24 protein-coding genes are annotated in these 21,964 nt (G+C 59.5%); 13 read left to right on the top strand and 11 right to left on the bottom strand.

Features of this window, described 5'->3' with window-relative positions; genetic code table 11:
* Window positions 1-66: 66 nt before the first annotated feature.
* A complete protein-coding gene (locus tag JZX89_RS03125) occupies window positions 67-234 on the bottom strand; it encodes a Thivi_2564 family membrane protein (RefSeq protein ID WP_003495928.1) in 168 nt (55 codons plus the stop codon).
* 123 nt (window positions 235-357) lie between these two features.
* On the opposite strand from JZX89_RS03125, the gene JZX89_RS03120 reads away from it, so the two are divergent.
* A complete protein-coding gene (locus tag JZX89_RS03120) occupies window positions 358-786 on the top strand; it encodes an OsmC family protein (RefSeq protein WP_207133037.1) in 429 nt (142 codons plus the stop codon).
* Window positions 787-789: 3 nt separating this feature from the next.
* Here the strand turns inward: JZX89_RS03120 and JZX89_RS03115 are convergent, their stop codons facing one another.
* The 3 genes from JZX89_RS03115 to JZX89_RS03105 are packed head-to-tail and all read right to left on the bottom strand — an operon-like array spanning window position 790 to window position 3,904.
* Complete coding sequence (locus tag JZX89_RS03115) at window positions 790-1,284, bottom strand: peptide deformylase (RefSeq protein WP_153513749.1); 495 nt, start codon at window positions 1,282-1,284, stop codon at window positions 790-792.
* Window positions 1,285-1,301: 17 nt separating this feature from the next.
* Window positions 1,302-1,604 (bottom strand): hypothetical protein, encoded by a 303-nt coding sequence (locus JZX89_RS03110; protein ID WP_207133036.1) that lies wholly within the window; start codon window positions 1,602-1,604, stop codon window positions 1,302-1,304.
* Window positions 1,604-3,904, bottom strand: coding sequence for an FdhF/YdeP family oxidoreductase (locus JZX89_RS03105; RefSeq protein WP_207133035.1), 2,301 nt, complete (start codon window positions 3,902-3,904; stop codon window positions 1,604-1,606). Before JZX89_RS03105 ends, JZX89_RS03110 begins: the two co-directional genes overlap by 1 nt.
* Before the next feature lie 362 nt (window positions 3,905-4,266).
* On the opposite strand from JZX89_RS03105, the gene mgtE reads away from it, so the two are divergent.
* A complete protein-coding gene (mgtE, locus tag JZX89_RS03100; RefSeq protein ID WP_207133034.1) occupies window positions 4,267-5,694 on the top strand; it encodes a magnesium transporter in 1,428 nt (475 codons plus the stop codon).
* 74 nt (window positions 5,695-5,768) lie between these two features.
* Entirely contained in the window at window positions 5,769-6,155 is a 387-nt protein-coding gene (locus tag JZX89_RS03095; RefSeq protein ID WP_149897573.1) for a MerR family transcriptional regulator, read from the top strand.
* Window positions 6,156-6,451: 296 nt separating this feature from the next.
* Here the strand turns inward: JZX89_RS03095 and JZX89_RS03090 are convergent, their stop codons facing one another.
* Both JZX89_RS03090 and JZX89_RS03085 read right to left on the bottom strand, forming a co-directional pair.
* Window positions 6,452-7,417, bottom strand: a complete 966-nt coding sequence (locus tag JZX89_RS03090; RefSeq protein ID WP_153513745.1) for a heparan-alpha-glucosaminide N-acetyltransferase — start codon at window positions 7,415-7,417, stop codon at window positions 6,452-6,454.
* Between the two features lie 60 nt (window positions 7,418-7,477).
* Entirely contained in the window at window positions 7,478-8,170 is a 693-nt protein-coding gene (locus tag JZX89_RS03085) for a DUF599 domain-containing protein (protein WP_153514204.1), read from the bottom strand.
* Between the two features lie 505 nt (window positions 8,171-8,675).
* On the opposite strand from JZX89_RS03085, the gene cobU reads away from it, so the two are divergent.
* The 5 genes from cobU to ccoP all read left to right on the top strand — a co-directional run bounded on the left by cobU (window position 8,676) and on the right by ccoP (window position 12,834).
* Complete coding sequence (gene cobU, locus JZX89_RS03080; protein ID WP_207133033.1) at window positions 8,676-9,197, top strand: bifunctional adenosylcobinamide kinase/adenosylcobinamide-phosphate guanylyltransferase; 522 nt, start codon at window positions 8,676-8,678, stop codon at window positions 9,195-9,197.
* A 240-nt stretch (window positions 9,198-9,437) separates the two neighbouring features.
* Window positions 9,438-11,060 (top strand): cytochrome-c oxidase, cbb3-type subunit I, encoded by a 1,623-nt coding sequence (gene ccoN, locus JZX89_RS03075; RefSeq protein WP_207133032.1) that lies wholly within the window; start codon window positions 9,438-9,440, stop codon window positions 11,058-11,060.
* A gap of 10 nt (window positions 11,061-11,070) precedes the next feature.
* Window positions 11,071-11,802 carry a cytochrome-c oxidase, cbb3-type subunit II gene (gene ccoO / locus JZX89_RS03070; protein ID WP_052818411.1) on the top strand — a complete coding sequence of 244 codons (732 nt, stop codon included), beginning with the start codon at window positions 11,071-11,073 and terminating at the stop codon, window positions 11,800-11,802.
* A 12-nt stretch (window positions 11,803-11,814) separates the two neighbouring features.
* Window positions 11,815-11,967, top strand: coding sequence for a CcoQ/FixQ family Cbb3-type cytochrome c oxidase assembly chaperone (locus JZX89_RS03065; protein WP_006316283.1), 153 nt, complete (start codon window positions 11,815-11,817; stop codon window positions 11,965-11,967).
* Window positions 11,968-11,970: 3 nt separating this feature from the next.
* A complete protein-coding gene (gene ccoP / locus JZX89_RS03060; RefSeq protein ID WP_207133031.1) occupies window positions 11,971-12,834 on the top strand; it encodes a cytochrome-c oxidase, cbb3-type subunit III in 864 nt (287 codons plus the stop codon).
* 38 nt (window positions 12,835-12,872) lie between these two features.
* On the opposite strand, the gene JZX89_RS03055 is transcribed toward ccoP, so the two are convergent.
* The 3 genes from JZX89_RS03055 to JZX89_RS03045 are packed head-to-tail and all read right to left on the bottom strand — an operon-like array spanning window position 12,873 to window position 14,120.
* Complete coding sequence (locus JZX89_RS03055) at window positions 12,873-13,331, bottom strand: VOC family protein (protein ID WP_153513740.1); 459 nt, start codon at window positions 13,329-13,331, stop codon at window positions 12,873-12,875.
* 16 nt (window positions 13,332-13,347) lie between these two features.
* Window positions 13,348-13,704 (bottom strand): VOC family protein, encoded by a 357-nt coding sequence (locus tag JZX89_RS03050; RefSeq protein ID WP_207133030.1) that lies wholly within the window; start codon window positions 13,702-13,704, stop codon window positions 13,348-13,350.
* Between the two features lie 11 nt (window positions 13,705-13,715).
* The gene (locus tag JZX89_RS03045; RefSeq protein ID WP_207133029.1) at window positions 13,716-14,120 is read right to left on the bottom strand and encodes an SRPBCC family protein; all 405 of its coding nucleotides are present in this window, start codon (window positions 14,118-14,120) and stop codon (window positions 13,716-13,718) included.
* Between the two features lie 119 nt (window positions 14,121-14,239).
* Between JZX89_RS03045 and ccoG the strand changes: the two genes are divergently transcribed.
* The 5 genes from ccoG to gnd all read left to right on the top strand — a co-directional run bounded on the left by ccoG (window position 14,240) and on the right by gnd (window position 20,355).
* Entirely contained in the window at window positions 14,240-15,823 is a 1,584-nt protein-coding gene (gene ccoG / locus JZX89_RS03040; protein WP_207133028.1) for a cytochrome c oxidase accessory protein CcoG, read from the top strand.
* Entirely contained in the window at window positions 15,820-16,320 is a 501-nt protein-coding gene (locus tag JZX89_RS03035; protein ID WP_207133027.1) for a FixH family protein, read from the top strand. The genes ccoG and JZX89_RS03035 overlap by 4 nt, the downstream gene beginning before the upstream one ends.
* Window positions 16,317-18,605: a cation-translocating P-type ATPase gene (locus JZX89_RS03030; RefSeq protein ID WP_207133026.1), complete on the top strand. Its 2,289-nt coding sequence runs from the start codon at window positions 16,317-16,319 to the stop codon at window positions 18,603-18,605. Before JZX89_RS03035 ends, JZX89_RS03030 begins: the two co-directional genes overlap by 4 nt.
* Window positions 18,602-18,760 carry a cbb3-type cytochrome oxidase assembly protein CcoS gene (ccoS, locus tag JZX89_RS03025; protein ID WP_207133025.1) on the top strand — a complete coding sequence of 53 codons (159 nt, stop codon included), beginning with the start codon at window positions 18,602-18,604 and terminating at the stop codon, window positions 18,758-18,760. Before JZX89_RS03030 ends, ccoS begins: the two co-directional genes overlap by 4 nt.
* Before the next feature lie 164 nt (window positions 18,761-18,924).
* Window positions 18,925-20,355, top strand: a complete 1,431-nt coding sequence (gene gnd, locus JZX89_RS03020; protein WP_207133024.1) for an NADP-dependent phosphogluconate dehydrogenase — start codon at window positions 18,925-18,927, stop codon at window positions 20,353-20,355.
* Between the two features lie 69 nt (window positions 20,356-20,424).
* Here gnd and JZX89_RS03015 read toward each other — a convergent pair whose 3' ends face one another.
* Both JZX89_RS03015 and mgrA read right to left on the bottom strand, forming a co-directional pair.
* Window positions 20,425-20,751, bottom strand: a complete 327-nt coding sequence (locus tag JZX89_RS03015; RefSeq protein WP_149897588.1) for an RcnB family protein — start codon at window positions 20,749-20,751, stop codon at window positions 20,425-20,427.
* Between the two features lie 177 nt (window positions 20,752-20,928).
* Entirely contained in the window at window positions 20,929-21,960 is a 1,032-nt protein-coding gene (gene mgrA, locus JZX89_RS03010; RefSeq protein ID WP_153513734.1) for an L-glyceraldehyde 3-phosphate reductase, read from the bottom strand.
* Window positions 21,961-21,964 lie beyond the last annotated feature (4 nt).

The raw sequence follows: 21,964 nt of genomic DNA, 5'->3' as shown, positions 1-21,964 counted from the left end.
TCGCGATTTTCGAACAAAAAGAGGCGGCTTTCGCCGCCTTTTTTCCGTTCGCGCGTCACCGGGACATCAGAAGACCGCGAGATATTTCAGCAGCGAAATAATACCGATGATGATAACGATGATCTGCGCGATCTGTTTTGCGCCGCCGCCGACGGGCAGGCGTGCGATGAGCCACAAGACGAGCACAATCACCAGGAAGGTGATCAGAATGCTGACGAGCGTAGATGTAACCATATGTCCCAGCTCCCTGTAAAATAAAGATTTCAACGGTCGTTCACCGTTGTGTGAGTAAAAAGCGCCAGATAGACTTTTGTTCCATGCATTCAGTTGCACGCGATTAAATTAGGATTTGTTTGAATGGCCGATGGCGCGAAAGTGAGATCGAGACCGGTTGGCGCCACCGCCAAACTCGGGCGGCTTGGTCGCCCGGTTATTTCGACGGTAACCGGCGGTGCGCTGGAGATCGTCACCGGTGTCTCTGAACCGGGATTCAACCCGATCGATCTCCTTTACTCCTCACTTGCCGCCTGTTTGGCGCTCAGCGCCCGAATCGCAGCAAGCCATATGGGGTTGCTTGATCGTTTAGAGGGTGTCGTCGTAGAGGTCTCGGGTAAAAAATCCGCCGGGGAGCCCTATCGTATCATCCGTTTCGATATCAAGATTGCGTTTGCCGGGGATTTCGACGATGCGACCCGCGATGCGCTCGCCCATGCGGCGGAGAATATCTGCACCGTTAGCAACACATTGAAGGGTGACGCTGAGTTCGTGCTGTCGATTGCTGGCTGATCCTCAGGGCTTGCGGGACTTATCCCATTTTTTCACCAGCCGGTCGCGCTTCAGCTTCGAAAGACGCTTCAGCCAGAAAATGCCGTCCAGCTGGTCGATTTCGTGCTGGATGCAGATGGCGTGAAATCCCTCGGCGGTCTGCTGGTGTTCGATCCCCGATATATCCTGAAACCTCACCTCGATCTCGGACGGCCGCTCCACCTCGTCGGTAAAACCCGGCATCGAGACGCTGCCCTCCACATGCCGCATCGTTTGCGCGGATTGGCTGAGAATCTCGGGGTTGATGTAGGTCAGGACGGTTCCCGGCGTCAGTTCCAGCACAAAAACACGTTGTTTTACGCCGATGTGAGCGGCGGTGATGCCGACGCCGGGCGCGGCCAGCATGGTGTCGATCAGGTCCGTGACCAGATCTCGCAGATGGTCGTCAAAGACAGTGACCGGCGCGCAGATTTCGGACAGGCCGGCATGGGGATAGGGCAGGATCGACCTGATTGCCAAGGAATGCTCCGTTTGTTTCAAATCCGGGAGGAGGACGCGGCGAGTGCCTGTCCTTCCGCCGTCGCCTCCAGAAAGCTGCGCTGGGTGCGTGCATCGCGTCTCGTCACCAGCAGGAAGCGGGGCGACAGGGCAGCGATTTCGCGCAAAACGAGGGCATGTGCAAGCCCCAGCCGGTTGGCAATGCTGCGGCTGTCGGTGGCTATTTCAAGATGTATCGCCAGAAGGATCGACGCACCTGTGGCCGTCAGCGCCTGCGAAGACCCTTGTTGCATCTGCTCCACCATCGCCATGAAGGAGGCTGCGGATTTCTCATCATTCATCAGGAGGCATCGGCGAGCAGGCGCACGGAGACCAGCACGGATTTCGACGTGGGGGTGAAGCTTTCCTCGCCATAACTCGACAGCGGCACCAGCACGTTCAGTTCCGGATAATAACCGCCGACGCTGCCGCGCGGGATATTATAGGGAACCAGCCGGAAATTTTTCGCGATGCGTTCCGCGCCGTCGCCATATTCGCCGATGACATCGACACGTTGGCGGGAATGGGCACCGAGCGTCTCCATGTCCGCAGGGTTCATGAAGATGACGTTTCGCTCGCCATAGACGCCGCGATAGCGGTCATCCATGCCATAGATCGTCGTATTGTACTGATCGTGGCTGCGGAAGGTCTGCAACACGAAGAGGTCGTCGCGCGTCAGCGCCTGCTGGTGTTCGGTCTGTTCGGGCAGTGGGCCGCTGTAGAATGTGGCCTTTTTCGCTGGCGTGTTCCATTCCCGTTCGGATGCGGCGTTGCGCAGATGAAAACCGCGTGGCGCACGGACGCGCTCGTTGAAATTGTCGAAACCGGGAATGACCCGCTCGATCATGTCGCGGATAAGATCGTAGTCATCGGCGAGCGCTTTCCAGTTTACCTGGGCATCGCCGAGCGTCGCGTGTGCAATGCCGGCGACGATGGCGACTTCCGAGCGCAATTCGTCTGACGCGGGCGGGTTGATGCCGCCGGAACCATGGACCATGCTCATGGAATCTTCGACCGTGACAATCTGCGACCGGCCCGTCGAATTGCGGTCGATTTCCGTTCGCCCGAGACAGGGCAACACGAAGGAGGTTTCGCCCGGCACCAGATGCGAATGGTTGAGCTTGGTGGCAATGTTGACGGTCAGCTTCTGCTTCTCGAACGCCTTGACGATCAGCGGGCTGTCGGGCGTCGCGCGCATGAAGTTGCCGCCGAGCGCGATGAAGGTCTGAGCCTCGCCATCCAGCATGGCAGCCACCGCCTCGACGGTGTTGTGGCCGGGCTTGCGCGGCATGGGAACGCCGAGTTCCTTTTCCAGTGCATCGAGAAGGGCGGGCGGGGCTTTTTCATCGATGCCGACGGTGCGGTCACCCTGCACATTGGAATGGCCGCGCACCGGGCAAAGGCCGGCGCCGGGCCGGCCGATATTGCCGCGCAGCAGCATGAAATTGGTGATTTCGCGCACGATGATGACGGAGTGCCGGTGCTGGGTGACCCCCATGGCCCATGTGGCGATGACGGAACCGGCATTCATGTAGATGCCGGCGGCTTCCTCGATTTCCGCACGGGTGAGGCCCGACTGGTCGAGGATGCTTTCCCAGCTCGTCGCTTCGACAGCGGCGCGATAGGCCTCGAATTCGACGGCATGTTCGGCGAGGAAGTCGTAGTCGATGATGGCGGGCTCGCCCGCCGCCCTTGCGGCGTCATCGGCGGCGAAGACCGCCTTGCTCATGCCGCGCACCGCCGCCATGTCGCCGCCCTGTCGCGGCTGGTAATAATTGGTGGCGATCCTGGTGCTGCTGCCGGTGATCATCTCGATCTTGTCCTGCGGATCGGCGAAGCGCTCCAGACCCTTTTCGCGGATGGGATTGAGGACGGCGATCCTTGCGCCGCGAAGGGCTGCCCGGCGCAGATCGCCCAGCATGCGGGGATGGTTGGTGCCGGGGTTCTGCCCGATGACGAAGATCGCATCCGTCTGTTCGAAATCCTCGAGCAGCACCGTTCCCTTGCCGACGCCGATCGAGGCTTTCAGGCCGACGCCGCTGGCCTCGTGGCACATGTTGGAACAGTCGGGGAAGTTGTTGGTGCCGAAAATCCGGACCATTAATTGATAAATGAAGGCGGCCTCGTTTGAGGCACGGCCGGATGTGTAGAATTCCGCCCGGTTCGGACTGTCGAGGCTGTTGAGAATCCGGCCGATTTCGGCAAAGGCATCGTCCCAGGAAACTGGCAGATATTTGTCGCTTGCCCGATCGTAGCGCATCGGGTGCGTCAGACGGCCCTGTTTTTCCAGCTCGTAGTCGGACCAGCCGCGCAGTTCGGAGACGGTGCGGGTGGCGAAGAAATCCGGCGGTACGCGGGCTTCCGTCGCTTCCCATGCGACCGCCTTGACGCCGTTTTCGCAGAATTCGAAGGAAGAGCCATGTTCGGGGTCGCCCCATGCGCAGCCCGGGCAATCGAAGCCATCAGGCTGGTTCGCTTTCAGCAGCGCACGCGCGCCGGAAATCGGCGCACCGGATTCCATAAGCCGCTTGCCCACGCTTTTCAGCGCGCCCCAGCCGCCTGCAGCCGAAGAGGCCTTGCCGATGAAATCCGTCTTGCTCATTGCTGTGTTTTTCCTGAAATCTACGTGCTTGGCCATGTGGTGAACAGGGCCGATCATATGTAAAAAAGCTTCTTCAGAATCGCCTTTAGGCGACATATGTCAATCTTTAACTTGCCGTTTTCTGCGGAACAGTCGGGCGTTGCGGGGCGTTGTGCCAGGTGCGACGCCGAACCGGCAGGACGCGTTAACGCGGGTGCGATATTCGTGAATTATAGTCTCACGAAAGCGCGGTTCATGACATTTTCGTCGCAGTCGCGAGGCTTGTTGTTTTCCGGCTATCCGGTTGTTGACAATATGCTTTTTAACGCCATTCTGCCTGCGCATTCGTGCACTGCGGCATTTCGAAAACAGGGGGACGCCAGATGACAGACCGTGACGACGATCTTGCCGCTCCCGAAGAGTTGAAGCCGAAAGAGGCACTTTCCGATATCTATGCCGAGGACGGCTCCGTCCGTTCGGATTTTCTGGCGATGGTGGGCGCGGCGATCGCCGACCGCGACCTGCTGTTCCTGCGAAAGAATGTAGCGCGGCTGCATGAGTCCGAACTCGGCGACGTGCTGGAATCCATCCTGCCGGAACAGCGCCACGCACTCGTGCGGCTTCTCGGTTCCGATTTCGACATGACGGCGCTGACCGAGGTGGATGAGGGCATCCGCCTCGATATCGTCGACCAGATGTCGAACGAGCAGATCGCCGCCGGTATCGGCGAACTGGATTCGGACGACGCCGTCTATATTCTCGAAGATCTCGATGACGACGACCGCGAGGACATTCTCTCGCAGCTGCCGTTTACCGAACGCGTGCGGCTTATGCGGGCGCTGGACTATCCGGAAAGCTCGGCCGGCCGGCGCATGCAGACGGAATTCGTCGCCGTGCCGCCTTTCTGGACCGTCGGCCAGACCATCGATTATCTGCGCGAGGAGGAGGAGCTGCCGGAATCTTTCTCGCAGATTTTCGTCATCGATCCCACCTTCAAGCTGGTCGGCGCGCTCGATCTCGACAGGGTGCTGCGCGCCAAGCGGCAGGTGAAGATCGAAACGATCATGCACGACACCAACCACTCCATTCCGGCCGAAATGGACCAGGAAGAGGCGGCGCAGCTTTTCGAGCAATATGACCTTTTGTCCGCCGCCGTGGTCGACAATAACGGCCGGCTGGTCGGCGTGCTAACTATCGATGACGTGGTGGACGTCATTCAGGAAGAAGCGGAAGAGGATTTGCTACGCCTTGGTGGTGTGGGCGACGAGGAACTGTCGGATAGTATCGTCAGCACCTCGCGCTCGCGCGTGCCGTGGCTTGCCGTCAACCTCCTTACCGCCTTTCTGTCCGCCTCGGTCATCAGCCTGTTCGATGCAACGATCCAGCAGATCATCGCCCTGGCGATCCTGATGCCGACCGTCGCCGGCATGGGCGGCAATGCCGGATCACAGACCATGACGGTGTCGGTGCGGGCGCTCGCCACCAAAAGCCTCGATATTCATAACGCCGCCCGCATCATCCGGCGTGAGGCGGGGGTGGGCATCCTGAACGGCATGTTGTTTGGCTGCGCCATCGGGATCGTCGCCGGCGTGTGGTTTCAGGATGTGCATATTGGCGGTATCATCGCCACGGCCATGTGTCTCAACATGCTGGCGGCTGCATTGGCCGGTATTCTCATTCCGCTGGTTCTCGACAAGTTCGGGGCTGATCCCGCTGTCTCCTCGGCGGTCTTCGTGACGGCGGTGACCGATATTGTCGGCTTTTTCAGCTTTCTCGGCATCGCGACCTGGTGGTATGGAATTTCCGGCTAGGAGAGGGCTGCGGGCAAAATTGACTTTTACGTGAAGGTCAAATAATATCATCCGGTTATGAATCGGATAGGCCCTTGGACAAGTATTATAGCATAACAGAACTGACACGCGAATTCGGTGTTTCCACCCGCACCTTGAGATTTTACGAGGATGAGGGCCTCATTCACCCTGAGCGTCGTGGCCGTACACGGCTTTTCAGGTCTGCTGACCGACGCCTTATCCAGGAAATCCTGCGCGGCCGCCGTATCGGTTTCACGATCGCCGAAATTCGCGAGATCATTCACGTCTACAAGGAGCCGCCGGGCGAATCGGGGCAGCTTATTCTGCTGATGAAGAAGGTCGATGAAAAGCGCGCCGATCTCAGGCAGAAGCGTAAGGACATCGAGGAGACGCTGGCGGAACTCGACAATGTCGAAGAGGCCTGTCTCACGCGGCTCGCCGAAATCGGCGTCGGGACTTGAGCATAGCTCGATAGTTCGCGTTTCATAAAAGATGAAACATCTGCGCCTCTGGTTTCGCTTCTGAGACAGCAAATTGCGAGGTGATATCTGGCGGCCGATCGCCGCTTGTTTCTTCTCCCCGCCGGGGAGAAGTCCGCGGCAGCGGGATGAGGGGGCTTGCTCCCGAAATCCGGCAACGTTTCCCCCTCATCCGACCCTTCGGGCCACCTTCTCCCCGGCGGGGAGAAGAAATACGAGGCAATGTCGTCGCCCTTATCGAGCGTCCGGCAACGGGGAGGTAAGCCCTGACCTGCCCCTTACTGCGCCTCAACCGTGCACTGCTGTGCCAATTCGCTGACCTTCGTCTGCTGATCGGCACTGAGCTTGCCTTCCATCATGATGTCAAACAGGCTTTCCGCCTGCAGTTTCTCCAGCGTGCAGCCGCAGAAACGCTGGCACAGTTCCACCCCGTTAGCCTGTTCGACGCAACTTTTCTCACAGCTTGATTTGTAGAGCTCCACCTGATCGACGGGAGGAGGCGGAGCGACGAGCGACAGGACGTAGACGAGGCCGATCAGTGCCGGCTGGTGTATGAGGTAAAAGGCAAGGCTGTGACGGCCGGCGCTGGCGACCAGGTTGCGCGGTGAGCTGGGGTTGCGAAAACGATCCAGCCAGTTGCGGGGAGTGACGAATTGCGAAACGCCAAGTCCGGCAAGGAAGGGTGCCAGCCAGGGTAGCAGCGGCACATAGTCGTTGGAGCGGGGCGGCATGGTGGCAAAGCCGATCCAGGCCAGCCATTTTGTATTGAACAGGTCGGATTGCAGATATTGCGGCAACGCGAAGGCGACGACGGCGAAAAGCAGTGTCACGACCGCGGGGGCACGCAGGAACAGCAGCCCGACGAGGCTTGCGGCGGCGATATTATGCAGGATGCCGAAGAAGATAAAGCTGTCGGGAAAGGCGAAATACGTGGCGGCGGTGATCAACAGCGCTGAGCCTGCCACCATGGCGAACCGTTTGCCGAAGGACGGCCAGTTCAGGCTTTTGCCATGGGCGAGAAACAGGCTGAAACCGGCCAGAAACAGGAATGAGGAGGCGATGCCACGCGCATAGAGTTTCCAGAGACCCGTGGTTGCCGTGCCGGGTTCGAGATAACCGAAATATTCCAGATTCCACGTGAAGTGATAGGACGCCATGGCGATGAGCGCCAGTCCGCGCAGGGTATCGAGACCGCCTATGCGGCCCCTGCGGCTTGTTTCGGTGACGGCTGCGTTTGTGTCCATGTTTTCCGCTTTTCACGAGACCGGTATTCATTCGGGCTTGGCCCTTGAAGTGCGGCTATTTCAAGGCCTGTCATCTTCCATGATGGCGCGACGAGCCTCGGAAAAGAACTGGCGGCGCAGCAATGCCACGATGATGATGACGGTGCTGGCGATGAAGACATAGGGGCTGATGAACCAGCCGAGATAACCGATGGACAGAAAGATCGTCCGCAGGCCGTCATTGAAGTTCTTAGCAGCGATGATGTTCATCTTTATGACGTTTTCGGCGGCACGCTCGGCCGCTTCGCGGTCGGCACCGGCATCATGGACCATGGGAATGGCGCCGAACAGGATCGTGCAATAGTTGAACAGGCGGTAGGACCAGCCGAATTTGAAGAAGGAATAACCGAACAGACAGGTCAGCCCGATAACTTTCAGCTCGAAGGCCGTGCGCCCGGAATAATGGACGAAAGGCATGTCACGAAACACCGATTCGACCTGTTCCGTCGCGCCCAGCAGAGCGAAACAGCCGCCGATGGCGAAGATGGAGGTGGAGGCGAAGAAGGCCGTGCCGTTCTGCAAACCGGCCATGATCTGCGTGTCGATCATCTTCAGGTCGCGCTTCAGCGAATTCATGATCCAGTCGCGCCGGCGCCCGGCCATGGCCTGGTTGAGGCTGGCGCGCGAAAACAGCCGCGATCCCGTCGTGATATAGGTATAGGCAGCCCACAGCACGACGAAAACGACGATCGATATGTAGTCCATGATGGTCATCACGGGCAGGCCACCTTGCTGTTTGCGAATCTTCGAAAGCATATTGATTTGAAGGCCATGGCAAGGCAATGGCGACGACCTCCGTGAGCAAATATTCTCACCGCGCGTTGCCGTGTCGCCATTTCGTTTTCTGCTAACGTTCCGGTAACCATGTGGCTTTATCAATCGCTCTCGCGGACGACAGGTCTGCCGGTTCCGGGTCAGGTTTTGCGTACCGGTTCCGCCTGATATCCCGATACCATCTCCGGCAGATTGACAGGATGGCCGTTCGCACCTAGCCTTCTTCGAAGGACCGGTGTTGCCGGCATCCGGAGTTGTCATAGCTCTGATATGTCTCGCATCGTGCGGACAGGTTTTGACGCCTCCGGTCCGGTATCAGCGGCAGTCCGGCATGAGCAACCGGGGAACGCCTTTTTCTACGAATCGTTCCCTTCATGGCCGCCTGTCTCCGGCTTGCGACAATGCAAAGACGCCGGTCCGTTTCATTTCCTCATTCAGGTTTCCGATGACAGATAAAAATCGCTCCGTTTTCATTCTTGGCGGCGCGCGCTCCGGCAAGTCCCGTTTTGCGGAAGAGCTTGCGGTAACGGCCGGCGGAAGCCTGCATTATCTGGCCACCGGCAGGCCATGGGATGAGGAGATGCGTGACCGCATCGACCATCATCGGGCGCGGCGCGGCGGCGAGTGGACCACCCATGAAGCGCCGGTCGATATTGTCGCGGTGCTGGAGCGCCTCGACCGGCCGGACAATGTCATCCTCATCGACTGCCTGACATTGTGGCTCACCAATCTGATGATGGAAAATGCCGATATCGAGGCCGCCTTTGACGTTTTGGTGGCGGCAATCGCATTGGTTAAAGCGAAGGTAATCCTCGTTTCCAACGAGGTCGGTCTCGGCATCGTGCCGGAAAACCGTATGGCGCGTGAGTTCCGCGACCATGCCGGGCGGCTGCACCAGCGCATCGCCGCCATTGCCGGTGAGGTTTATTTCGTCGCCGCCGGGTTACCCTTGAAGATGAAGGGCTGAGTTTGGCCCTGCAAAAGACGGTCGCCGTCACTCGTTAGTCCTTTTGCGCTTAAGCAATTCTTCCGGCAACGCCGCTGCCTGTTTTGTCGGGGCTGCGACAGCTTTGCTTTCTTGATCTGGATCAAGGTGGCGTTCTCCCGCCGGTGGCAATGCTGCAACCGACGCAAAGGCGCGTTTACGCTCTCCCAGGCGCATAACCTGCCTTTCGTCGGTCGGCTTGCACGTTGGGGGAAACCAACAATGAATTACACGTTAGAAACCGCGATCGTGGCCCTCGGGGCCTTTCTCGCGTTGCTCGGGGCAGCCTTTGCCCATGACAGTCTTTTCGCCGCCCATATGTGGGTGTTGTTCTTTACACTGCTGGTCAGCACGGTGCTTCTGTTGCGCCGCGTTTCCTTCGCGCCCGCCGACCCGGTGGCGCGCGCCCGTCTCCAGTCGGAATATTTCGATGAGGTAGTGAAATATGGTGTCATCGCCACCGTTTTCTGGGGTGTCGTCGGCTTTCTGGTCGGGGTCGTCGTGGCGCTTCAGCTTGCCTTTCCCGATCTCAACATTGCGCCCTATTTCAATTTCGGCCGGATGCGGCCCTTGCACACATCGGCGGTGATCTTCGCTTTCGGCGGAAATGCGCTGATCGCGACGTCGTTCTACGTGGTGCAGAGAACCTGTCGCGCGCGCCTGTTCGGTGGTAATCTCGGCTGGTTCGTTTTCTGGGGCTACAACCTCTTCATCGTCATGGCCGCGACCGGCTATCTGCTCGGCATCACGCAGGGCCGTGAATATGCCGAGCCGGAATGGTATGTCGATATCTGGCTGACCATCGTCTGGGTTGCCTATCTGCTGGTATTTCTCGGCACCATCCTGAAGCGCAAGGAGCCGCATATCTATGTGGCGAACTGGTTCTATCTCGGCTTCATCGTCACCATCGCCATGTTGCACATCGTCAATAATCTGGCGGTTCCGGTGTCCTTCCTCGGCGTCAAGAGCTACTCGGCCTTTTCGGGCGTGCAGGATGCGTTGACGCAATGGTGGTACGGCCATAATGCCGTCGGCTTTTTCCTAACGGCTGGCTTCCTCGGCATGATGTATTATTTCATTCCCAAGCAGGTGAACCGCCCGGTCTATTCCTACCGCCTGTCGATCATCCACTTCTGGGCGTTGATCTTCATGTATATCTGGGCCGGCCCGCACCACCTGCACTATACGGCGCTGCCGGACTGGGCGCAGACGCTTGGCATGGTGTTTTCGATCATGTTGTGGATGCCGTCCTGGGGCGGGATGATCAACGGCCTGATGACGCTTTCGGGCGCATGGGACAAGATCCGCACTGACCCCGTCGTGCGCATGATGGTGATGGCGGTGGCCTTTTACGGCATGGCGACCTTCGAAGGTCCGATGATGTCGATCAAGGCCGTCAACTCGCTCAGCCATTATACCGACTGGACCATCGGCCACGTGCATTCGGGCGCGCTTGGCTGGAACGGCATGATCACCTTCGGCGCGATCTATTACCTGACGCCGAAACTCTGGGGCAGGGACCGTCTCTACAGCCTGCAACTGGTCAACTGGCACTTCTGGCTCGCCACGCTCGGCATCGTCGTTTACGCCGCCGTCATGTGGGTGGCCGGCATCCAGCAGGCGTTGATGTGGCGCGAATATGATAGCCAGGGCTTCCTCGTCTATTCCTTCGCGGAATCGGTCGCGGCCCTGTTCCCCTATTACGTCATGCGCGCACTGGGCGGTCTGATGTTCCTCAGCGGCGCGCTGATCATGGCCTACAACGTCACGATGACCATCCTTGGTCATCAACGCGAGGAGGGCGTCCGCAAGGATGCCGCGCCTTCGCTGCAGCCTGCAGAATAAGGAGAGGCCGATGTCCATACTCGACAAACACGGCGTCATCGAACGCAATGCCACGCTGCTTCTGGTCGGCTCCCTGCTGGTCGTCTCTATCGGCGGCATCGTGGAAATCGCACCGCTCTTCTACCTCGAAAACACCATCGAGAAGGTGGAGGGCATGCGCCCCTACACGCCGCTGGAACTGGCCGGGCGCAACATCTACATCCGCGAGGGCTGTTACGTCTGCCACAGCCAGATGATCCGGCCGTTCCGCGACGAGGTGGAACGTTACGGGCATTACAGCCTGGCGGCGGAATCCATGTACGACCATCCGTTCCAGTGGGGCTCCAAGCGCACGGGGCCGGACCTCGCGCGCGTCGGTGATCGCTATTCGAACGAATGGCATGTGCAGCATCTGGCCGATCCGCGCTCGGTGGTGCCGGAATCGATCATGCCGTCCTATGCGTTCCTGAAGACCACGTCGCTGAAGATCACCGATGTTTCGATGGAGCTCAAGGCCAACCGTGCCGTTGGCGTGCCCTATAGCGACGAGATGATTGAGAAGTCTGCCGCCGATCTTGCCGCGCAGGCCGACCCGAATGCGGATTCGTCGGAACTGCTGGCGCGTTATCCCAAGGCAAAGGTCGGCGATTTCGATGGCGATCCGGCCAAGCTCACCGAAATGGATGCGCTGGTCGCCTATCTGCAGATGCTCGGCACGCTGGTCGATTTCTCGACCTATGACGATGCCGCCGGATACCGGTGAGGAGAGAAAGCCATGGAAACCTACACGGCCATGCGCCACTTCGCCGATAGCTGGGGCCTGCTTGCCATGACCCTGTTCTTTGCCGGTGTCGTTGTTTTCACCCTTCGCCCCGGCTCCAAGAAAGCCGCGGACGATGCCGCCAGCATTCCGCTCAGGGAGGACTAGGATATGTCCGACAAACACATTGATGACATCAGCGGCGTCGAAACCACCGGCCATGAATGGGACGGTATTCGCGAGCTGAACAACCCCATGCCGCGCTGGTGGGTCTGGACCTTCTATTTCACGATCCTCTGGGCAATCGGCTACACCATCGCCTATCCGGCTTACCCGCTGATATCGGGTGCCACGAAAGGGTTGCTCGGCTGGAGCAGCCGTGGCGAAATCGCCGCCGAAATCGCGGATGCGAAACAGGCGCAGAGCGTTTATGTCGATAAAATCGCCAATTCGTCGCTTGCCGACATTCAGGCCGATCAAACCCTGATGCAATTTGCCCTTTCCGGCGGTGCAGCCGCTTTCAAGGTGAATTGCATTCAGTGTCACGGTTCTGGTGCGGAAGGCGGGCAGGGCTATCCCAACCTCAACGATGACGACTGGATGTGGGGCGGCAGCGTTGACGACATCTACACGACGGTGAAACACGGCATTCGTTTTGCCGACGATGCGGATACGCGCGCTTCGGAAATGCCGGCGTTCGGTGACATTCTGAAATCGGATGAAATCCGCGAAGTTGCCGCCTATGTCGTCAGCCTCACCGGCACCCCTTCCAACCCGGCTTTGGTGGAACCCGGCAAGCAGCTTTTTGCCGATAATTGCGCCTCTTGCCACGGCGAGGACGCCAAGGGTAACCGCGAGTTCGGCGCACCCAATCTTGCCGATGCGATCTGGCTGAAGTCCCATGGCGAAGAGGGGATCGTTGCGCAAATCCGTTCGCCCAAGCACGGCGTCATGCCCGCCTGGGGGGAGCGTCTCGGCGATACGACCGTCAAGCAGCTGGCGATCTTCGTGCATTCACTTGGTGGTGGCGAGTGAAGCGAGCAGAATTTAAGAAGGGCGCCGGGGCGCCCTTTTTATTGTTCAGATGAGGCGTTTTCCGCCCGTCCATCCGGATATTCGGCTGGTCCCTTCAACTCGATCTTGTTGCCGAAGGGATCACGGAAATAGAACGAATGTCCCATGCCTCTCGCGCCGCCGTGAAAGGCTTCCTGCTCTATCTTGACGTTAAATTTCGCCAGGTGCGCGCGAAGCGCATCATGGTTCAGAGGACCGGTCGCTATGCAGATGTGATCGACATTACGTCCTCCGGCGACAGGCGGAGCGGCCTTTGTGCCACCGGGGTGCGTGGCATCCCAAAGCACGATCAAGGCGTTTCCGCACCAGACTTGCTCCATCCCGAGAGCAGGGTAAGAGTAACCATCCCTACACCCCAGCACGTTCCGGTAAAAATCGAGCGCCCGCGTCATGTCGTCGACGATGAAGACGATATGATCGATACCGACCAACAAAAAAGGCGGCGTTGTCAAAGTCATGGCGGGCTCCTGCCGATCAGTTTTTCGACCAGACGGCCAGTTCGTATCCATCCGGATCTATGAAATGAAAGCGGCGTCCGCCCGGAAATTCGAATAGCGCGACGCTGATCTGTCCACCGGCCGCCTCGACGCGACGCTGCACATCCCCGATATCGATGGCGTAGAGAATAACGAGCGGTCCGCCCTTGGCCGAGACCGGTGCGGTGGTGGTGAAGCCGCCCGTCAGGCGGCCGTCGGAAAACTCGCAATATTGCGGACCGTAGTCCTTGAAGGTCCAGCCGAATGCGCCGCCGTAAAATTCCTTGCTGCGTTCGATATCGGCGACGTTGAATTCGACATAGTCGATGCGTCGGTCGTTGGTATTCTCTGTCATCGTTTACTCCATCAATCCGCTTCGAGCAGAGACTTCAGCGTTTCGAGATCGGCCGTGATCGCGCGCGCGTCCTGTTCGAAAGCCTCATCCGTCATGCCCTGAAGGCGAAGCAGCGTGAAGCTGACTTCCGAGCCGCCGCCGTTCGGGGTCACCCGCAAGGCGTTATAGACCTTCACGCCGTCAGGCAATGTGACGACATGGTCTATGACGCCGAATTCATTGGCGGGTGCGAAATTGACGCGCACCTCACCGAGCGGTCCGCCCTGCGCGATCCAGTCTTCACCGTCTGGTTTCAGGCCGCCGGCAAGACCGGTGGCCCAGAGCGGCATGTTCTGCGGATCGGAGGCGAAATCATAGACATGGCTCCATGGTTTTTCGACCGACAGATGAATGATTCTCGATTGCATGACAGGCATCTCGTCCTCCCTCTGCGGCGCGGTCCCTCCCTGCGCCACTTTGTCGTCACTTGATGTAAGTCAAGGATGTTTTGCCGGTGAGGTGGGAGAAAGCAAGGAGATAAAAATGGACTCCTATCATGAACATCTATCGCGCCGGACAGGATCGCCCGCAACAGCCCGTCGAAAGGCTGGAGGCGGAAGCCGTCAATTCGGCAAAAACGCGCAAACCGCTCTACGAAGCGCGCAAGAAGATTTTTCCCAAGCGCGCCGAAGGCCGGTTCCGGCGGTTCAAATGGCTGGTGATGCTGGTCACGCTCGGCATTTATTATCTGACGCCATTTTTGCGATGGGACAGGGGACCTTATGCCCCGGATCAGGCCGTGCTGATCGATATCGCCAACCGGCGCTTTTATTTCTTCTTCATCGAAATCTGGCCGCAGGAATTCTTCTTTGTTGCCGGGCTGCTTGTCATGGCGGGGCTGGGGCTGTTTCTAGTCACATCAGCCATCGGGCGCGCATGGTGCGGTTATACCTGTCCGCAGACCGTCTGGGTCGATTTGTTTCTGGTCGTCGAACGGGCAATCGAAGGCGACAGGAACGCCCGGATGAAACTGGATGCAGCGCCCTTTACATTCGGCAAATTGCGCAAGCGCGTGCTGAAACATGCAATCTGGCTGGTGATCGGCGTTCTGACCGGCGGCGCCTGGATTTTCTATTTTGCCGATGCGCCGACGCTGGCAATGCAGTTCATGACCGGGCAGGCGCCGATGATCGCCTACTCGACCGTCGCCACGCTCACCGCCACCACCTATGTCTTTGGCGGGCTGATGCGGGAACAGGTGTGCACCTATATGTGTCCCTGGCCGCGCATTCAGGCGGCGATGCTGGATGAGAATTCGCTTGTCGTCACTTATAATGACTGGCGCGGCGAACCGCGTTCGCGGCATGCCAAAAAGGCCGTCGCAGCCGGGGAGAGCATCGGCGATTGCGTCGATTGCAACGCCTGCGTCGCGGTCTGTCCCATGGGCATCGACATCAGGGACGGGCAGCAGCTGGAATGCATCACCTGTGCGCTCTGCATCGATGCCTGTGACGGGGTGATGGACAAGATCGGCAAGCCGCGCGGGCTGATCGCCTATGCGACGCTCTCCGAATACCAGTCCAACATGGCGCTGGCGACCGGCAACGGTGAGCACTCCATCCGCCCAGCCAATGTGCGCGAGGAGGACGGCAGCTTCAAGAGGAGCATCCGCCACTTCAACTGGCGCATCGTCTTCCGGCCGCGCACGCTGCTTTACACGGTAATCTGGGCCGCCGTCGGCATTGGCCTGCTGGTAGCGCTGGTGACGCGCGAGCGGCTGGCGCTGAATGTCCTGCATGACCGCAATCCGCAATATGTGCTGGAATCGAATGGTTCGATCCGCAACGGCTATACCGTCCGCATCCTCAACATGGTGCCGCAGCCGCGCACCATGAGCCTGACGATAGAAGGCCTTCCGAATGCGGTGATGAAGATAAACGGCATGGCGGATACGGCGGCGCGTGCCTTTGAGGTGACGGTGGAGCCGGACGAGGCGACGACGCTGAAGGTGTTCGTCACCCTGCCGGGCGAGGACGTCGCGCGGGCAGCGGAAAATTTCGAATTCATCGTCAGCGATACGGCCGGCCACGAGACGGCCCGTTACGATGCGGTCTTTAATGCTCCGGGAGTGAAAAAATGACAGTGAATAATCGCCAAGCATCCGGCTTTGTTTTCACCGGCTGGCACATGCTCGGTGTCATGGTGCTGTTCTTCGGCACCATCATCACCGTCAACATGATCATGGCCTGGAACGCGGTTACCAGCTGGAGCGGGCTTGTCGTGCCCAACACCTATGTGGCCAGCCAGCAGTTCAATGCCAAGGCCGAGGCCGCCAAGGCAAGGGCTGCAACCGGCATCAAGGGTAGGCTCGTGATAGATGAAAAGAGCGTGCGTTACGAGGTGTTTCATGCTGAGAGCGGCCCCGTCGAGACCGATACTGTGACGATGCATTTCCGCCGGCCGGTTGGCGAACATCAGAATTTCGACATGGAGCTGAAGCCGGTTTCCACCGGTGTGTTTACGGCCGCGCATGACATCCTGCCGGGCCAGTGGATCGTTGAGGTCACGGCCGTCAGGGACGGCCGGATCATCGTGCATGAGGGCACGCGGATCGCCGTTATCAGGGGGCGATTATGAGCTGCTGCGCACCGGGAACGGAGGGTTCGCTGCAACTCGGCGAGACGGTCAATCCGCCGTCATCAGAGGAACTGATGCTGGCGAGCCGCGATCTGGGGCAGGGGTTGCGCCAGACCGATCTCAGCGTGCCGGATGTTTATTGCGGCGCCTGCATCACAACCATCGAGACAGCGCTCGCCCGTCTCCGCCAAGTGGAGCGGGCGCGGGTGAACCTGTCGTCCAAACGTGTGGCGGTTGTCTGGAAGGAAGAGATCAATGGTGTCAGGACCGATCCCGCCGACATTGCCCGTGCAATCCTGTCGACGGGATACCGCACACATCTTTTCGCCAGCGGACAGGATGCCTCGGACGCGTTGCGCTCGCAGCTGATAAGGGCGGTGGCGCTGTGCGGATTTGCATCCGCCAATATCATGCTGCTGTCCGTGTCCGTCTGGTCCGGGGCCGATGCGGCGACGCGTGACATGTTCCACTGGATTTCGGCGATGATCGCCGCGCCGGCGCTGATTTATGGCGGCCGTTTCTTCTATCAGTCGGCCTGGAATGCGCTGAAACACGGCCGCACCAATATGGACGTGCCGATCGCGCTTGCCATCACGCTCTCCTATGGCGTTTCGCTGTGGGAGACCATACACCATGGCGAACACGTCTGGTTCGATGCAACCGTGTCACTGCTGTTTTTCCTGCTGATCGGCCGCACACTTGACCATATCATGCGCGACAAGGCGCGGTCTGCCATTGCCGGGCTTGCGCGACTTTCACCGCGCGGAGCGACCGTCATCGGTGAGAACGGAACGCGTGAGTATCGCCAACTCGGTGACGTGCAGCCCGGTATGTCGATTGCGATTGCGGCAGGCGATCGGGTGGCGGTGGATGCCGTGGTCATAAGTGGCAGCAGCGATCTCGACATGTCCATCGTCAATGGTGAAAGCGCGCCGCGCCGCGTTACGGCAGGCGACAGCCTGCAGGCCGGTACGCTCAACCTCACCGGTTCGCTCACCGCACGTGTGACCGCTTCGGCCAAGGATTCCTTCCTGTCGGAAGTGATCGGATTGATGGAGGCGGCCGAAGGCGGGCGGGCGCGTTACCGCCGTATCGCCGACCGCGCCGCAAGCTATTATTCACCCGTCGTGCATCTTCTTGCGCTGGTGACGTTTCTCGGCTGGGGCATTTTCGGCGGCGACTGGAAACAGGCGATGCTGATCGCCATTGCGGTGCTGATCATCACCTGCCCCTGTGCGCTCGGCCTTGCCGTTCCCGTCGTGCAGGTGGTGGCCGCTGGAAGGCTCTTCCGGCACGGCATCATGGTCAAGGAAGGCTCGGCCATGGAACGGCTGGCCGAAATTGATACTGTGCTGTTCGACAAGACAGGCACGCTGACCGTTGGCAAGCCCAGATTAGTCGAGACAGATGTGAAGCCCGCCACCATGGCGATTGCGGCGGGACTTGCCGCCCATTCGCGCCATCCTCTCTCGAAAGCCCTGCATGCCGCCTATAATGGTGCCTTGCCGGCCTATGAAGTGTTACGGGAAATCCCGGGGTCGGGTGTTGAGGCGGAGACAGAAGCCGGAACCTACCGGCTCGGCAATCGCCGTTTCGCGTGCCCCGATGAGGTGGGGATCGACAATGGCGATGCGCGGTCGGAAGTGGTGCTGTCACTTGATGGTCGGCACCTGGCGAGCTTCGGCTTCGAGGACAATCCGCGCCCGGGCGCTGTTACGGCGTTGCGCAGCCTGTCTGCGCGGGGCCTCGTGCAGGAAATCGTCTCTGGTGACCGGGCTGCTGCCGTCAGCGCCATGGCGCAGCGGCTGGGGATCGGCAACTGGCGTGCGGACCTGTCGCCGAAGGACAAGGCGGCGCGCTGCGCCGAGCTGGCTGCTGAGGGTCGGAGGGTGCTGATGGTGGGAGACGGCATCAACGACGCGCCGGCGCTTGCCGCCGCGCATGTTTCCATGGCGCCCGCCACCGCCGCCGATATTGGCCGGCAGGCTGCCGATTTTGTGTTCATGCAGGAGGATCTCGATGCCGTGCCCTTCGCGATCGAGACATCGCGGCGGGCCGGAAAGCTTATCCGGCAGAACTTCGCCCTCGCCATAGGCTATAATCTCGTTGCCGTGCCGATCGCGATTGCCGGCTATGCCACGCCGATGATCGCGGCCATCGCCATGTCGACATCGTCGCTGATCGTCGTCGCCAATGCCTTGCGCCTTGCCGGTGCGGTTGACACTGTCCGTCCTCAAAATGAAGCGAAGGCAGGATTTGCGGGCGAGGGGGCGCAACTGGCATGAACATGCTGATCTATCTCATTCCGGTCGCATTGTTCCTCGGCGCGCTCGGGCTTTTCGCCTTTCTCTGGTCGGTTCGTTCTGGCCAATATGACGATATGGACGGGGCGGCCTGGCGGGCGATAGAGGACGGCGACGATCATCCCCGGCCTTCTTAAACCGGAAGCGCAAATGTCAGCCCTGGACCGGCCTCGACCTGTCGCAAATATGCAAAGCTGACTTGCGTCATCAAAATTTAATCGTTTCAGTCGCCCCTAGCCTTGCCGTTTGCCTATTACAGTGCCACAACACGACCACCTAAAAGCAAGATGGAGGCACATCCGTGGAACAGGCAGAAATCGGTTTGATCGGTCTCGGCGTCATGGGCTCAAACCTGGCGTTGAACATCGCGGAAAAGGGCAACAAGATTGCCGTATTCAACCGAACCCCGGAAGTTACACGAAAATTCTACGCCGATGCGGGCGAACTGCAGGGCCAGATCATTCCCTGCGAAACCATCGAGGAATTCGTCGCCGCCATTCGCCCTCCGCGCCCGATCATCATCATGATCAAGGCCGGCGATCCGGTCGACCAGCAGATGGAAATCCTGAAACCCCATCTCGCCAATGGCGACATCATGATCGACGCCGGCAATGCCAATTTCCGCGATACGATCCGCCGTTTTGACAATCTGAAGGATAGCGGCCTGACGTTTATCGGCATGGGCGTTTCCGGCGGTGAAGAAGGTGCGCGTCACGGACCGTCGATCATGGTCGGCGGCACCGAGGACAGCTGGAAGCGCGTCGAAAAGGTGCTGACCTCCATTTCCGCCAAGTATAATGACGATCCGTGCGTGGCATGGCTCGGCAATGACGGCGCCGGCCATTTCGTCAAGACCATCCATAACGGCATCGAATATGCCGACATGCAGATGATCGCCGAAATCTACGGCATCCTGCGTGATGGCCTTGGCATGAGCGCCGTCGAAATCGCCGATGTGTTCGCCGAATGGAACAAGGGCCGCCTGAATTCCTACCTGATCGAAATCACCGAAAAGGTTCTGCGCGCCGCCGATCCGATCACCGGCAAGCCGATGGTCGATCTGATCCTCGACAAGGCCGGCCAGAAGGGCACAGGCAAGTGGTCGGTCATCGAGGCGCAGAACATGGGCGTCGCCGCAACCGCGATCGAGGCTGCCGTAGCTGCCCGTATCCTGTCGTCGCAGAAGGACGAGCGTGAAGCTGCCGAAAAGATTTTCGGCCTGCCGACCCTCGCAGCGACACCTGCCGACAAAAAGGCCTTCATCGCCGATCTGGAAAGCGCGCTGCTGGCCGCCAAGGTCGGCGCTTATGCGCAGGGCTTCGCCATCATGTCGGCGGCTTCCAAGGAGTTCAACTGGAACCTGCCGATGCCGACGATCGCCCGCATCTGGCGCGCCGGTTGCATCATCCGCTCGGAATTCCTCGATGAGATCACCTCGGCCTTCACGAAGGACCCGCATGTGGCCAACCTCATCGTGACGCCTGCCTTCTCCGGCATCGTCAAGGATACCGACGCACCGCTGCGCCGCGTCGTTTCCTACGCCGTCCTGTCGGGCCTGCCGGTTTCGGCGCTGGCTTCGGCACTCGGCTATTTCGACGCCTATCGCCGCGCCCGTGGCAGCGCCAACCTCATCCAGGCACAGCGCGACTTCTTCGGTGCGCATGGTTTCGAACGCACCGATGGTGTCGACAAGCCGCACGGCCCATGGGGTAGCGGCGCCGACAGTTTCTGATCGGCTGAGACGATAAACGACAAAAGGCCCGCGCAAGCGGGCCTTTTTTATTCCATCCGGTGCCTTGGATCAGCGGGCGGCGGCGAGGCCGACGATGAGGCCGCTCACAGCGTTGATAAGCAGGAACTGGTTGTCGACGCGTACCCAGCGCTGGTCACGGCGCGGCTCGGCAAGACGGTAACGGCGATAATCACGGCGATCCACCATCTGGCGGCGCTCGCGTGCCGACAGGCGCTGGCCACGATCCCAGCGGTGCTTCTTGACGATGACTTTCTTGGTGGTGATCTGACGCTCGACGGTGACGCCGCGGTGGCGATCGTCGTGACGGCTCTGCGCCTGAGCCATCGGAGCTGCAAGAACGGTGGCTGCCAGAAGAATGGTGACGAACTTTTTCATGGAAGTTTCCTCTCGGGTTTCGATGAGAAGAACTTACGAATAAACGAATGAACGGAAACTGAATTTAAAATTACATTTATGTAATGGTTGTTAATGGTTAGGGGAGGAAGTTAATCTTTTATTTTGAGATTTTCGGAGCGAGCAGGCCGCCCGGCGGACCGGGCGACCGTTTCTGTATCAGACCCGTTCGGCGGATTTTGCCCAGAGGTTGATATCCGCATCCTTGGCGTAACCGTCGATTTCCGCAAGCTCCTCGGTGGAGAACTCGGCATTGTCGAGCGCCTTCACGCAATCCTCGACCTGTTCGACACGGCTTGCGCCAATCAGCGCCGAGGTGATGCGGCCGCCACGCAGCACCCAGGCAATCGCCATCTGCGCCAGCGTCTGGCCGCGTCGCTCGGCAATGCGGTTGAGCGCGCGGATGTTTTCGACATTGCGTTCGTTGAGGAAGGCCGGGTTCAGCGACTTGCTCTGCGATGCTCGGCTGCCATCCGGCACGCCGCCCAGATATTTCGTCGTCAGCATGCCCTGCGCCAGTGGTGAGAAGACGATGGAGCCGATGCCCAGCTCTTCCAGCGTATCGACCAGACCGTCTTCCTCGATCCAGCGGTTGATCATCGAATAGCTCGGCTGGTGGATGATGCAGGGCGTGCCGAGATCTTTCAGGATGGCGGCGGCCTCGCGGGTGCGCTTCGAATTATAGGACGAGATGCCGACGTAAAGCGCCTTGCCCGAGCGCACGATCTGGTCCAGCGCGCCGCAGGTTTCCTCAAGCGGTGTGTTGGGGTCGAAACGGTGGGAATAGAAGATATCGACGTAATCCAGCCCCATGCGCTTCAGGCTCTGGTCGCAGGAGGAGATCAGATATTTGCGGCTGCCCCATTCGCCATAGGGGCCGGGCCACATGTTGTAACCGGCCTTGGAGGAGATGATCATCTCGTCGCGATAGCCGGCAAAATCGGTCCTCAGGATTTCACCGAAGGCGGTTTCGGCGCTACCGGGCGGCGGGCCATAATTATTGGCGAGATCGAAATGGGTGATGCCGAGATCGAAGGCACGGCGGCAGATGGCCTGTTTCGTCTGGTGCGGCGTGTCGTTGCCGAAATTGTGCCAGAGCCCCAGCGAAATCGCCGGCAGTTTCAGGCCGGTCTTGCCGCAATGATTGTATTTCATGGACGCGTATCGGTTTTCGGCCGGTTGCCAAACCATGGGT

Origin of the sequence: Agrobacterium burrii (assembly GCF_017313405.1) — a bacterium.
In the GTDB taxonomy this organism is placed as follows: domain Bacteria; phylum Pseudomonadota; class Alphaproteobacteria; order Rhizobiales; family Rhizobiaceae; genus Agrobacterium; species Agrobacterium burrii.
This window is presented reverse-complemented; position numbering and strand designations above follow the sequence as displayed.

Excerpts from the sequence above, each read along its gene's own strand:
- JZX89_RS03125 (WP_003495928.1), bottom strand. The coding sequence starts at position 234 with ATGGTTACATCTACGCTCGTCAGCATTCTGATCACCTTCCTGGTGATT.
- JZX89_RS03120 (WP_207133037.1), top strand. The coding sequence starts at position 358 with ATGGCCGATGGCGCGAAAGTGAGATCGAGACCGGTTGGCGCCACCGCC.
- JZX89_RS03110 (WP_207133036.1), bottom strand. The coding sequence starts at position 1,604 with ATGAATGATGAGAAATCCGCAGCCTCCTTCATGGCGATGGTGGAGCAG.
- JZX89_RS03105 (WP_207133035.1), bottom strand. The coding sequence starts at position 3,904 with ATGAGCAAGACGGATTTCATCGGCAAGGCCTCTTCGGCTGCAGGCGGC.
- mgtE (WP_207133034.1), top strand. The coding sequence starts at position 4,267 with ATGACAGACCGTGACGACGATCTTGCCGCTCCCGAAGAGTTGAAGCCG.
- JZX89_RS03090 (WP_153513745.1), bottom strand. The coding sequence starts at position 7,417 with ATGGACACAAACGCAGCCGTCACCGAAACAAGCCGCAGGGGCCGCATA.
- JZX89_RS03085 (WP_153514204.1), bottom strand. The coding sequence starts at position 8,170 with ATGACCATCATGGACTACATATCGATCGTCGTTTTCGTCGTGCTGTGG.
- cobU (WP_207133033.1), top strand. The coding sequence starts at position 8,676 with ATGACAGATAAAAATCGCTCCGTTTTCATTCTTGGCGGCGCGCGCTCC.
- ccoN (WP_207133032.1), top strand. The coding sequence starts at position 9,438 with ATGAATTACACGTTAGAAACCGCGATCGTGGCCCTCGGGGCCTTTCTC.
- ccoO (WP_052818411.1), top strand. The coding sequence starts at position 11,071 with ATGTCCATACTCGACAAACACGGCGTCATCGAACGCAATGCCACGCTG.
- JZX89_RS03065 (WP_006316283.1), top strand. The coding sequence starts at position 11,815 with ATGGAAACCTACACGGCCATGCGCCACTTCGCCGATAGCTGGGGCCTG.
- ccoP (WP_207133031.1), top strand. The coding sequence starts at position 11,971 with ATGTCCGACAAACACATTGATGACATCAGCGGCGTCGAAACCACCGGC.
- JZX89_RS03055 (WP_153513740.1), bottom strand. The coding sequence starts at position 13,331 with ATGACTTTGACAACGCCGCCTTTTTTGTTGGTCGGTATCGATCATATC.
- JZX89_RS03050 (WP_207133030.1), bottom strand. The coding sequence starts at position 13,704 with ATGACAGAGAATACCAACGACCGACGCATCGACTATGTCGAATTCAAC.
- JZX89_RS03045 (WP_207133029.1), bottom strand. The coding sequence starts at position 14,120 with ATGCCTGTCATGCAATCGAGAATCATTCATCTGTCGGTCGAAAAACCA.
- ccoG (WP_207133028.1), top strand. The coding sequence starts at position 14,240 with ATGAACATCTATCGCGCCGGACAGGATCGCCCGCAACAGCCCGTCGAA.
- JZX89_RS03035 (WP_207133027.1), top strand. The coding sequence starts at position 15,820 with ATGACAGTGAATAATCGCCAAGCATCCGGCTTTGTTTTCACCGGCTGG.
- JZX89_RS03030 (WP_207133026.1), top strand. The coding sequence starts at position 16,317 with ATGAGCTGCTGCGCACCGGGAACGGAGGGTTCGCTGCAACTCGGCGAG.
- ccoS (WP_207133025.1), top strand. The coding sequence starts at position 18,602 with ATGAACATGCTGATCTATCTCATTCCGGTCGCATTGTTCCTCGGCGCG.
- JZX89_RS03015 (WP_149897588.1), bottom strand. The coding sequence starts at position 20,751 with ATGAAAAAGTTCGTCACCATTCTTCTGGCAGCCACCGTTCTTGCAGCT.
- mgrA (WP_153513734.1), bottom strand. The coding sequence starts at position 21,960 with ATGGTTTGGCAACCGGCCGAAAACCGATACGCGTCCATGAAATACAAT.